The following is a 13,431-nucleotide window of genomic DNA, read 5'->3' on the forward strand; positions in this document are numbered from 1 at the left end:
AATAACTATTATTTTTGGTATGATAGATAACTCGTAGTAATTATTCACATATCATATCGAACTCACAATATTTATGTTTTTAGAAAAAATTGAATATTTTATCATTAGCCCCCCTGTTAACTAGCCTATCACCTCTAGCTTTGCAAACCGTAGCAACAATTTTTTTACTCCGCCGTGTTGGAATTTAATTTCTGCCTTAACATCACCTCCGTCACCTTCTATTTTTAGCACTTCACCCGTACCAAAACGGATATGTTTTACCACATTACCTACCGCAAGTTTGTTATCAAATAAATTAGTAGTTCCTCCAGATTTTGTTACCGGTTTTAAGTTCTTTTGCGTAGGTGCTTGGTATTTCTCTGGTTCTTTTTTTACTGTCTTTGTTTTTTTAAATGTGGGATGCTTTGCAGGTTTATATCTTATCTTATTAGGTTCTACATCACCAAAAATATCGGCTGAAAGCATCGGGTTTATTCTTCTTTCTTCAACTGGCGTTAATACTTCTAAATATTGCTCGTCAATTTCTTCTATAAATCGGCTGGGATCAGAATCTACCAATTTACCCCAGCGGTATCGTGACAACGCATAGGTTAAATAGGCCTGTTTCTCTGCTCTGGTTAACGCCACATAAAATAGGCGACGCTCTTCTTCAAGTTCACTGCGAGTATTCATACTCATAGCACTGGGAAACAAATCTTCCTCTAAACCAACAATAAACACATGAGGAAACTCTAACCCCTTTGCCAAATGGATGGTCATAAGTGACACCTGATCCTCATCACCCTTCTCATTATCTAAATCTGTAGCTAGGGCTACATCCTCTAAAAACTCTGCTAAAGAACCCGTAGCATCAGCTATTTCTTTTTGCCCCTCAACAAAATCTTTCATACCATTCAAGAGTTCCTCTATATTCTCCATTCTGGTAACCCCTTCAGGTGTAGCATCTTTTCCAAATTCTCTTATAAGACCGCTACTTTTGGTAACATGTTCTGCCAACTCAAAAACATCGGCAGACTGATTCATAACTTGAAAACTCTCTATCAGTGTTACAAAATTTTGAAGCTTAGTTTTTGTTCCAGCATTCATTCTTATATCGGTCTTATCAATATTTTTGATAACCTCAAAAATGCTTCGCTTATAGCCATTAGCCGCCACAATAAGTTTATCCATAGTGGTTTGACCAATACCTCTTGGCGGGAAGTTTATAACACGTTTTAAAGCTTCCTCATCAGCGGGATTTATAATCAGCCTTAGATAAGACAACACATCTTTTATTTCTTTACGTTGATAAAAAGACAACCCGCCGTAAATACGGTAAGGGATATCTCTTTTACGCAAAGCATCTTCAATAGAACGCGATTGTGCATTAGTTCTATATAAAATAGCAAAATCACTATTATTTAGCTGCTGATTCATTTTGGTTTCAAAAATAGTACTCGCTACATAACGCCCCTCATCACCATCGGTAAGCGATCTATGAACCATTACCTTACCTCCTTCATCATTGGCCGTCCAAACTATTTTATCAAGCTTGGTTTGGTTTTTATCAATGATAGAGTTTGCTGCATTCACAATATTCTTTGTAGAACGGTAATTTTGCTCTAACCTGAATACTTTTACATCATCATAATCTTTTTGAAAATTAAGTATATTGTTAATGTTTGCACCACGAAAGGCATAAATACTTTGTGCATCATCACCTACCACACAAATGTTTTGAAACTTATCTGAAAGCGCTCTAACAATTAAATACTGTGAGTGGTTTGTATCTTGGTACTCATCAACCAAAATATATTTAAAACGATTTTGATATTTTGCCAATACCTCAGGAAAACGCGTTAGCAACTCATTGGTTTTGAGCAATAAGTCATCAAAATCCATAGCTCCAGCCTTAAAACATCTATCTACATACTCTTTGTAAATATCACCCATTCTAGGCCGTCTAGCCATAGCATCAGCTTCTTTTAATTCCGGGTTTTGAAAATAAGCCCTGACAGTAATTAAGCTATTCTTATAAGAAGATATTCTAGAGCGTACTTGCTTTGCTTTATAAATGTCTTTATCAAGCTGCATTTCTCTTATAATAGAGCCTATTAATTTATCTGAATCTTGAGCATCATAAATAGTGAAATTACTTGGATACCCCAACTTATCAGATTCAATTCTTAATATTTTAGCGAAAATAGAGTGAAACGTACCCATCCATAAATTTTTAGCCTCACTAGCCCCCACAATAGAAGCAATACGTTCTTTCATTTCCCGTGCTGCTTTATTGGTAAAGGTTAACGACAAAATATTGAAGGGATCAATACCCTTACTCATCATATACGCAATACGATAAGTAAGCACTCTTGTTTTTCCTGAACCTGCTCCTGCTATTACAATCATAGGGCCATCTATTTGAATGGTAGGCTCTAATTGTGCATCATTTAATTGGCTTAAATACTTTTCCAAATCATCATCAATTTTAAGAGGTGAAAATAACCAATGTTATACTTTTACTAAATTGAATTTGCTAATAATTATGAACAAATTAGTTTTTCAAGTGAAGAAGCCCTGATTTTATATTTAACCAAATGTAATTAAACACAGATTTTGTTTTATCGCGCTGAATACCGTCTCTTACTGCTTCAGAATATTTATCTAATCCGCCCTCACTATCTTTTTTCATAAAAATATTAGCCAACGGTGTCAATAATTTATTGGTTTTCCGATTTTTCTTTTGAAACACCACCGCTTTAAGCTGATCAAAATTTGACTTTAAATCAATAGAAGATCTGTTTTTATCAGCATCTATAGTAAAATATGTTTCTTTCATTACTCCCGATAATTGAATCTTTAAGTTTGGCATTAAAAATTCATTAACCCTATTTACATGTAGTAGACCTAATTGTCCTTTTAAAAGAAAAGCATCTTGGTCATCAGTCACATCAAACCCCCAATTAACATGTAATGAAGCTTCTCCCATAAATTTAGTATCAATATCTATAACTGTTAGTTGTTCTCCTTCCGAGTAAGTATTACTGAAATTTTTAATATTAGCATTAAATGCGGCAAATGAAATGCTACCAGGTATTTTTTCCTCATTAACACGTTCTTCATAAACTACTTCCCCATTGAAAATATTAATAGTATCTAAGGTTAAGTAAAAATCTAAATCTCGTAACATTTTACTATATAAAGACTTCTCTCTATAACTATCTCTAACCGTTTTATCTCGGTAACTAACATAACTGGGGTTAAATACATTAGTTTCTCCACTACTAAAACTGAAAACAGAATCATTTTTAAATGCGATATCTAATTGCTTAATAACAATGGAGTCTATTCCTAAAGTGGTATGATCGCGTTCTTCCCTTATAATTTGTGATAATTGTTTTTTTGAATATTTTGTTTTGAACGCAACTTCTTTTAAAATAGCCGAATGACTATTGGTATACAAGTCTTCCGCTTGAAAATTTTCATAATCACCTACATTCATAAAAATATGTTTTGCAGAAAACTTATAATCATCAAAAGAAATGGGCGTGTTATACCTTTTATAAACCTGATTACGCACATTATTTAACTGTAAATCAAATTGTTTCAAAGACATCATCAGTGAATCTGACGCTTTATCAAACATGGTGAAAGTCCCTTCTTTAAATGAAACGGTCTTAACACTAATACTTTGCACTATACCTACACTATCCTGTTTGAAGTAGGCTTCCTTTTCTACTACCTTGTTGTGATAGTAAATAATTTCTGGCTTTTTTAATTCAATATGATCCATGTCGATATCTTTATCAAAAAGAAGTTTTCTGAAATTTACATCATCAAGACGTATACTTTTCAAATTCACTTGAAGATTTGTATCGTTCGTTACTTGCCCCAGTACAGTAATTGTTACATCATTAAGTTCTACATGGTTTGAAAAAATATCAGCATCAAGGTCTTCAAACTGAATTTCAATATGATTTGGTAAAACTAAAAGTTGCTCTGTTATTTTTTTTTCAAGGAAATAATTAGCAATCGGAATTGACGATACCCCAATAACAAGTAACACCCCTATTACTAATAATAACCGCTTTACCCATAATCTCATAAGATAAATATAGCCAATCACTTTTATTGTACCAAGGTTTTTAAATACCTTTAAGCTAACTTTTACTTTTTAAATCATTTACATGGAAACGATTTTAGATTTTTTATCAAGCTTACCGTGGTGGGGATGGATTCTTATTATGCTAGCCCTTGTTGCTATTCGAGATATTTTTTTCCAGAAAGCACATACCATAAGCCACAACTATCCAATTGTTGGCCACCTCAGATATTGGTTAGAAAGTATAGGCCCCGAAATGCGTCAATACTTTGTAGCTAACAATAGAGAAGAATTACCTTTTAATCGTATTGAACGCAGCTGGATTTATGCCTCTGCTAAAAAAGAAAATAATTACGAAGGCTTTGGAACCGACAGAAATATTTTTGAGCATCAGCATATTTTTATTAATAATGCGATGATGCCTTTTAAATTACCCCAAAATCACCCTAATCAAATAGATCACTCTTTTTTACCTTGTGCTAAAGTTATTGGCGCATTTCATAAGAGAAAAAAGCCTTATAGACCCGCTTCGGTTATCAATGTATCTGCTATGAGCTTTGGGTCGCTTTCCGCAAAAGCAATTGAATCCTTAAATAAAGGGGTTAAAATAGCTGGTGCTTATCACAATACAGGAGAAGGAGGCTTATCACCATACCATTGTAATGGAGGTGATATTATTTTTCATTTTGGAACAGGATATTTTGGGGTACGTGATGAAAATGGACTTTTTTCTATGAAGAAATTAGTAAAACTAGTTAAAGCCAATCCAGTTATCCGGGCTATTGAAATTAAGCTATCTCAAGGTGCAAAGCCGGGTAAGGGAGGTGTTTTACCAGGTGCAAAAATAACAAAGGAAATTGCCATCATAAGAGGCGTTGACGTAGGTAAAGATGTTTTATCACCTCCCAATCATTCAGCCTTTTCAACCGTATCTGAAATGGTTTATTTTATTGAACAAATAGCTGAAGCAACGGGTCTTCCCGTGGGTATAAAAGCCGCTATTGGCAAATTAGAACAATGGGATGAATTAGCTGATATTATGCTCAAAACAGGCAAGGGACCCGATTTTATTACCGTTGATGGCGGTGAAGGCGGTACTGGTGCCGCTCCTCCTAGTTTTGCCGATCATGTGTCACTACCTTGGGTTTATGGGTTTAGTGACCTTTACAAACTGTTCAAACAAAAAAAACTTACCGAGCGTATTTGTTTTATTGGTAGCGGAAAACTGGGTTTTCCTGCCAAAGCTGCTATGGCCTTTGCTATGGGAGCCGATTGTATTAATGTAGCACGAGAAGCTATGATGAGCATAGGCTGTATTCAGGCTCAAGTTTGTCATACAAACAGATGTCCTACAGGGGTTGCAACACAAAGTAAATGGTTGCAAAATGGTATTGACCCTACCTTAAAATCTGAACGACTAGCGCAATACTTTAAAACGTTTAGAAAAGAATTGATTGAGATAACACATGCTGCGGGGTATGAACACCCGTGCCAATTCACCATGCTGGACATTGAAATGAATGTTGATGATCATAACTTATCCAAAGAGTTGAACAAAACATACATGTATACCAAAACTCCTGTTCCTTTTAATGGCATGCAAAGTTTAAAAGATTGTTTATATTTGGGTTATCATCCAAATTAACCAAAACTATTTAACCCATTGTCTATGGAAATCTCCAAAATATTTGATCTTTTTTTATATGGCGTTCCTTCAATAATCACAGGTGTAATTGCTTTCTATTTTTTTAAAGAACATACTAAAAATGAAGATGGTCGCAGACGTTTTCTTTTGAAAAAAGATTTACAGGTGAATGCTATGCCCCTGCGCCTTCAAGCTTATGAGCGGATGGCACTTTTTTTAGAGCGCATTTCACCATCCAAATTGCTTATACGGGTTTCACCTAATTCCTCCAATAAAAATGACTACGAGTCCTTACTCATTAAAAGTATAGAACAAGAATATGAGCATAATTTATCACAACAAATTTACATTAGTGATAAATGCTGGAATATTATAACTACAGCAAAAAACGCCACTATTCAATTGATAATAAAAGCTAGTATGCTTGAAAAAACAGACACAGCTGACACTTTAAGAGAGGTATTATTAAGAGAAATGACGGAACGCCATTCTCCCAGCGATGCAGCTTTATCATTTATAAAACAAGAAGTTTCTGAAATTTGGTAATTAATCTAAACGCAGTTCGTTTGATTCGGCTTCCTCACATTTTTTCTTGGCATAGTCATAGCCTTGTTGCCACCAAGAAGTCATCAGCTTTTTATTAAAAATCAAAGAGTTTTCTGTGAGCTTTGAGGGTGTGTAATATAAATTCAATTTAACACCTCTGTTTTTAGCGGCCAGTTTTCCAATAATGATATCGCTCCGTTCCACCTGATCTAATAAATGTCCGAACAAATTAATCATTAAAGAATACGGGTTTTTACCAAGCACCTTATTGTATTCCATGTTTTCAGACTCCAAAATAACAGCATCTACTTCAGTTGCACCTCTTAAAATAGCCTCTCGTATGGGTACCACACACCCTAGTCCTCCATCAGCATACTCATAGCCATTTCTTTTTACTAATGACATAAAGGGAATGTAATTACAAGAAATCCAAATCCAATCACAAAACTCCTCGTAGCTAAAATCCTTTATAGACTTATATTCTACATTGTTTCTGGATAAGTTAGATACGGTAACCACCACATCATGCTTGGTTTCTTTGATTAACTGATATTCTTCAAACGTAAAGGCTTTTCTAATATTTCTTCTTAAAGCTTTACTTTCTCCAAACGTACGTTTCATTTTTATGAATTGCCAAAGGGAATTTATGAAATCTATGGATACGTATTCACGATCTCCTTTTTTACGAACCACAAAAGGATTTACACTAAATATTTTACTTTGATTTACGTTGGTAAAAACTTGATGAATCTTTTCTAGTTTCCCTGCTGCCAAATGCGGAATTAGCAGACTTCCTGTTGATGTTCCTAAAAACATATCGTAATTTCTGTGCTCTTCTTCAATTAAATACTGCGCTACGCCCCCGGCATACGCACCTTTACTTCCTCCTCCTGAAATTACTAAAGCTTTCAAATAAAAATATTAATACATCTAATATAAGAAGTCTGGTTTCAAAATAAAAATAAATGCATGTATGAACTTCTTATAACCTCTTTAATTTGCAGAAATCCAGCCAATACAGAACGTAAAAATAATCGCTACTCTTTTGTCTCTAACAATTGTTTTGCAAACTTTTTAAATTGCCAGTTATGATGGTTAGTGGCTTGTTTTAAATTTGCTTTACAGAGACTATGACATGCTTGAATTTGGCTTAAGTACTGAAAGGCATTCATACGTATATCAAATCCGTACTTTGCACCAGTATAATCCGTTAATTCATCAAAATACACTTTCTTTTTATCTGTATGATAATCTTCCGTAATTAAAGCTAAAGTTAACCACAGCATTCTAATATTTTTATCATGAAACCCCTCAATATCTTTAGTTTGATTCAAATATTTAATCCTGTCATAAGGAAAATTGCGCCACAAATTAAATAAAGCTGTTTCAATGGTGATATATGACGCATCATAGAGTAAAGTTTCATAATCAGCCTTTACTTCTATGGGAATCTTAATTACAGATTGGGTCAACGCTTGACGCACCATAATATTGTCACTTTTAAATAATCGCTTAGAAACATTTTCATTGAGTCTTTTTATAACTGCCGATTTTAAATAGGAATTTGTAGTTGTTTCTATAAATTCCATACATGATTCAATATCAGTTTCAAAATTCAATTTAAAAAATGACTGAAAATCTTCAGATTTTGATGCAATATAGTTTTCCATATCATCATAAAACAACTGTTTTGACAGCAACCACTTTGCTACAAAGCCACTTAAATCTTCTCCACTCACTTTCTCTACTTCGCTAATAAAGTTATCAGATTCTACATTTTTATATTGATAGATTTCTAAGTAGTTTTTTACAGCTGCTTTAAAGGCTACATCTCCTACCTGTTCACGCAATATATGCAAGGCCCAAGCTCCTTTTTTATAAAATGTAGCACTACTTGATTTTGGATTCAATAAAGAAGTACTTAAACCCGCTTTATCTTGCGTCAACAGTTCTTGTACATATTCATATAACCTCCAATAGTAGTAAGCTTCACCAAAAATCTCCTTTTCAACTAATAAGGCATAGTAGGTTGCAAATCCTTCCTGTAGCCAATGATGTGTGCCTGAAGTTTCGGTCACTAAATCGCCAAACCATTGATGCGCTAATTCATGGGCATTGATGTTAACAAAATTCTTATCATTAAAAGCAATAGAATCTATTACAAATGCATCTGAATAAATATTAAGACTTGTATTTTCCATTCCTGCATAAAGAAAATCTTTTACGGGAACCATTTTATAATTCTGCCAAGGATATGATACCCCTATTTCATTTTCTAAAACATTAAACACCTCTTCGGTATAACGGTACGTGGGTTCAAATTTTAAGGAATCTTTAGGGTAGTAATACATTTCTAGAGGTACGTTGCTTTTTGAATATGCCAACCGTCTTTTATACTTCCCAACAACTAAAGCTACGAGGTAACTAGACATAGGCTGCTCCATGTTATATCGCCAAGTTACCATTGAATTGCTTTCCTTTTTCTCAACCAACTTGCCATTACTTATAACCTCATAATCTTTATTAAATGTTATAGATATATCAAACTCCATTTTCTCATTCAGATCATCTATAGAAGGTAACCAATGGCTTGTGTATTTACCTTGCCCTTGAGTCCAGATTTGTTTGTTTCCGTCATCATATGCCCAATCAATAAAATACATCGCCTTTTGAGCCTTGGTTTTCCAAGTAACTTTAAGTACATGTGTTGCGTTGGCTTTAAATCTGTTTTTTATAATTAGCCTAGAGTTATCATAAGAATGCGATATGATATGATTATCCAGCTTTACCGAAAGCTCTTGAAAATTTTTAGCATCTAAATAAACAGAATCTATATCCTTGAGTATTTCAATCTTATAATCAACCGTTCCTAAAACTTCTTTATCTAAGGTATTACCAAAAGTAATTTCTGCTTTTGCCCTTTTAAAATCGATAAACTCTACTTGTTGACAAAAAAAAGTTAATGGTATGAAAACCAAAATCAGTGAAAGCGTACATTTCATATTTTAAAACTTGCAAAGATTAATCCAAAGTACTAAAAATCTCATGCTTTATTTGTGAATGATGAGAATAAAAAAACTCGCCTTAAAAATTAAAGCGAGTTTTTTTAAAACATTTCTTAAGCCTTAAAAACTATGAAACTCTATTAAATTTGCTTCATAGTATTGTTCTCCTAACTTACTTAACAACCCATTAATGATGTTTGAATCTCCATTCACAGCTATAGCAGAATACCCCACATCATTACGTTTGCCTAACCTTAAATCAATAATATTAATGTTTCTGGAGGCTAAAGCCGATAACAATATTAATAATACGCCTGGGGCATTATGATGCTTTGTTAAAATGACTTTTTGGCCAAGCGCTAAATTAAGACGCACACCATCCATTTCTAATAAATAGACGCCTTCATTATAATAATTTGGCAATACAGCATTTTCTTGATACGTTAGTTCTTTGAATAAACCAACATCAGTTCCCTTTATAAAATCAATGGCACTTTTTACATTACCATTATCAGCATCAATTGATAAGAATGCAGTTGCTGTACCATCTTTATTTGATTTTAAGCGTGCGGTTTCTACATTAATACCTTCTGAAGCTAAAGTGTTAAATAACGAGGAGATTACTCCTGGTTTGTCTAAGTGTTCAGAAAACAAACCATTTACAATATTTTTTGAGTCTTTTGGCATTTCACTAGTCACTGTAATAGACTTCCCCCACTTTCTTATTCGAATGGCATTATAATCACCCATACCTGTTGAGTTTTTATACAAATCAACAAACTCTAAAAACGAACCGCCAAATGAAAAATCTGGAATAATACGTCTTTCAGACTCTTTTAAACGCTGATTTAACAACTCAATACCTTTATTGAGTACGGTGTATTTCACTTTAAGTTCATGATCATCATAAATAGTGCGGTTTTCAGGAATCAGTTTAGAATAACTCACGTAGCTTTCATAACCAGCCTCTTGAATATACTCTAAACTTTCTTTATAATTCAATCCGTAATACTTCACATGATGTGTATCTGTACCCACACAAACAGGAATTTGAAGTGCATTAGCACGTCTTAAAATGTTTTGCGTAGGATACACCCCAACACCTTTGAATTTTCCAGCCATATTCACATCAAGAGATAAATTACGATCTGCAATCAACTCTAAAAGTGTTCTGAATTTATTAGCCAAAGGATGTGAACTTGTTTCAAAATTTATCAATGCCTCAGGCATATCAACGTTTAGTTTAGGCAAATCAATATGGCCAATAATTTGAATCATATCTCCAAAACTCTCAATCATTTGAATCATTTCATTGAAATAACCATCCCAGTAGGCCTCTAAACTCCCACGAAGTTTTAGTAATTCTTCCGCTTCCTCCTTTGAACCATCATAAGGCAAGCCTTCAGGCGCAAAATGCACGGAACCAATCACATAATCGGCATCCTCCGCTTGAAAGATTTTTGATCTACTCCATTGCAAGCCTAAACCTGGGCCCATCCATTCTAACTCAACACCGTATTTTATATTAATTTGTCCTTCGTATTTTTTTCGAAGATTAGAAATTCGCTTCGGATAATTAAGATATGATTTATTTCCTCTAATAAATTTTACGTTAGTTTCTCTTTCAGCGATATAACGAAAATTAGTTAAGCGAGGTGAATGAATAATAAACGTAATACTCGGGTTTCCTGCCTCAATAGCCTTATCAATAATATCTTCCAGCCTATCAATACCATGTTTTACATGATCTTGCTCTGTTCCCGCATGAATACCATGCGTTTCCCAAATAAATTCGTTGAGTTTTCTCATCAATCAATATGCTTTAGTTACTTTTAAAGACATCAAATTTAACTATTGAAAAAGAATAATTAACTATAACCTAATGCTTTTAATTATATTTTAAGAAGAAAACTTTTTTACCGATAATATTTTTTTAAAATAAGCCAGTTATTATGAATTCAATAAGTGTTTAAATTTATGTAGGTTTTGTTTAAATTCGCTTCATGTCTGTTAACCTACAAACTCCTATAGATTATTTAAAAGGTGTTGGTCCTAGTAGAGCTGATTTACTTAGGAAAGAATTAGGTATTCATACCTACCAAGATTTAATCAATTTATTCCCAAATAGGTATCTAGACCGAACACACTATTACAAAATCAATCAATTACAGCGTAATAATGCCGACGTTCAGGTAATTGGAAAAATCACCCATTTTAAAGAGGTAGCTCAAAAGCGAGGCAAACGTTTGGTGGCAACATTTCAAGATGATACGGGTACTATGGAACTTGTTTGGTTTAGGGGACAAAAGTGGATAAAAGACAAATTAAAATGTAACAAACCTTATGTGGTATTTGGTAAGACCAATTGGTTTGGTGGAAAATTCAACATGCCGCATCCTGAGGTTGAAGCTTTAGAGGAACATGAAAACAATCTGCGTTCGGCCATGCAGCCTGTGTATCCTTCTACTGAAAAACTTACCAATAGTGGCATCACCAATAGAGCCTTAAGTAAAATTATGCAACAGCTGTTTATTGAAACAGGGGGCAAATTTTCAGAAACCTTGCCCGATAGTCTTCGGGCCGAATTACAATTAATAAATAAACAATCTGCACTGTTTAATGTACATTTTCCCAAAAACCAAGAACTGCTGGCTAGAGCACAATTCCGATTGAAATTTGAGGAGTTATTTTATATTCAATTACAACTTATCATTAAGAATTTGATTCATAAATCAAAAATAAAAGGGTTCCCATTTAACCATGTTGGAGATTATTTTAATTCCTTTTTTAAGAACCATTTACCTTTCAATTTAACGTATGCCCAGAAACGTGTTTTAAAAGAAATTAGAGCTGATTTAGGGAGTCATGCTCAAATGAATAGATTATTACAAGGTGATGTAGGTTCAGGCAAAACAATTGTGGGGTTCATGTCAATGCTCATGGCACTTGACAACGGTTTTCAAGCCTGTTTAATGGCTCCGACTGAAATTTTGTCAGTTCAACACTATAGCGGATTACTTCAATGGTGTAAAAAACTGAATATCAATATAAAAATACTCACAGGTTCAACTAAAACTTCAGAAAGAAAAAAAATCCACGAAACTTTAGAAAATGGTCAGCTTCAAATAGTAATTGGAACGCATGCACTACTTGAAGACAAGGTCAAATTTAAAAATTTGGGGTTAGCTATTATTGACGAACAACATAGATTTGGAGTAGCACAAAGAAGTAAATTATGGCACAAGAACACCTCTCCTCCTCACATTTTAGTCATGACAGCAACTCCTATACCCAGAACCTTAGCTATGTCGGTTTATGGCGATTTAGATATATCAGTTATTGATGAGCTTCCACCTGGCAGAAAACCTATTAAAACAGTGCATCGTTATGATAACAACAGGTTAAACGTATTTCGATTTATACGTGATGAAATATCTAAAGGCAGACAAATCTATGTAGTTTACCCATTAATTCAAGAAAGCGAAAAAATGGATTACAAAGATCTTATGGACGGCTATGAAAGCTTATCAAGAGATTTCCCCATGCCTGATTATCAAATTTCTATTGTTCATGGTAAAATGAAACCTGAAGATAAAGATTATGAAATGCGGCGCTTTTTAAAGGGGGAAACTCAAATTATGGTTGCCACCACAGTTATTGAAGTGGGTGTAAACGTACCAAACGCCTCTGTAATGATTATTGAAAGCGCCGAACGGTTTGGGCTTTCACAATTACATCAACTACGTGGTAGAGTTGGCAGAGGCGCTAAACAAAGCTATTGTATTTTAATGACTAGCCACAAGCTAAGTAATGATAGCAAAGTGCGTTTGGAAACTATGGTTAAAACCAACGATGGTTTTGAAATTGCCGAAGTTGATTTAAAACTTAGAGGCCCTGGAGATATCATGGGCACTCAACAAAGCGGTGTGTTAAATTTAAAAATAGCTGATCTTATAAAAGACCAAGACATTCTGCAACATGCTAGATATCACGCTAAAAATATTTTAAAAATAGATCCTAAATTAGAGCTTTCAGAAAACAAATCTATCCTTAACACTTACAGACAGTTAAGTAAATTTAAAAACATTTGGAATTACATAAGTTAAAAAGCTCACCTTAACCATAAAGTGAGCTTTAAAAACTGATTGTAGTTT

Annotated in this window: 8 protein-coding genes; 3 read left to right on the top strand and 5 right to left on the bottom strand. The window is 33.9% G+C overall.

Translation table 11 applies throughout. The features are described 5' to 3' along the window. Positions 1–120: 120 nt before the first annotated feature. The gene (locus KFZ70_RS14200; protein WP_139694935.1) at positions 121–2,454 is read right to left on the bottom strand and encodes an ATP-dependent helicase; all 2,334 of its coding nucleotides are present in this window, start codon (positions 2,452–2,454) and stop codon (positions 121–123) included. A 79-nt stretch (positions 2,455–2,533) separates the two neighbouring features. Beyond that, positions 2,534–4,084, bottom strand: a complete 1,551-nt coding sequence (locus KFZ70_RS14205; protein ID WP_139694936.1) for a hypothetical protein — start codon at positions 4,082–4,084, stop codon at positions 2,534–2,536. An 82-nt stretch (positions 4,085–4,166) separates the two neighbouring features. Between KFZ70_RS14205 and KFZ70_RS14210 the strand changes: the two genes are divergently transcribed. Both KFZ70_RS14210 and KFZ70_RS14215 read left to right on the top strand, forming a co-directional pair. Next, entirely contained in the window at positions 4,167–5,726 is a 1,560-nt protein-coding gene (locus KFZ70_RS14210; protein ID WP_139694937.1) for an FMN-binding glutamate synthase family protein, read from the top strand. Between the two features lie 24 nt (positions 5,727–5,750). After that, the gene (locus tag KFZ70_RS14215) at positions 5,751–6,272 is read left to right on the top strand and encodes a hypothetical protein (RefSeq protein ID WP_139694938.1); all 522 of its coding nucleotides are present in this window, start codon (positions 5,751–5,753) and stop codon (positions 6,270–6,272) included. On the opposite strand, the gene KFZ70_RS14220 is transcribed toward KFZ70_RS14215, so the two are convergent. From KFZ70_RS14220 to KFZ70_RS14230, 3 genes are all read right to left on the bottom strand, one after another. After that, a complete protein-coding gene (locus tag KFZ70_RS14220) occupies positions 6,273–7,184 on the bottom strand; it encodes a patatin family protein (RefSeq protein WP_139694939.1) in 912 nt (303 codons plus the stop codon). It lies immediately after the preceding gene. 125 nt (positions 7,185–7,309) lie between these two features. Further along, positions 7,310–9,274, bottom strand: a complete 1,965-nt coding sequence (locus tag KFZ70_RS14225; RefSeq protein WP_139694940.1) for a M1 family metallopeptidase — start codon at positions 9,272–9,274, stop codon at positions 7,310–7,312. A 123-nt stretch (positions 9,275–9,397) separates the two neighbouring features. After that, positions 9,398–11,086, bottom strand: coding sequence for a histidinol-phosphatase HisJ family protein (locus KFZ70_RS14230; protein ID WP_139694941.1), 1,689 nt, complete (start codon positions 11,084–11,086; stop codon positions 9,398–9,400). Between the two features lie 194 nt (positions 11,087–11,280). Here KFZ70_RS14230 and recG point away from each other — a divergent pair, with 194 nt between their 5' ends. After that, the gene (gene recG, locus KFZ70_RS14235; protein ID WP_139694942.1) at positions 11,281–13,383 is read left to right on the top strand and encodes an ATP-dependent DNA helicase RecG; all 2,103 of its coding nucleotides are present in this window, start codon (positions 11,281–11,283) and stop codon (positions 13,381–13,383) included. Positions 13,384–13,431 lie beyond the last annotated feature (48 nt).

Origin of the sequence: Allotamlana fucoidanivorans, assembly GCF_045788535.1 — a bacterium.
Lineage (GTDB): Bacteria > Bacteroidota > Bacteroidia > Flavobacteriales > Flavobacteriaceae > Allotamlana > Allotamlana fucoidanivorans.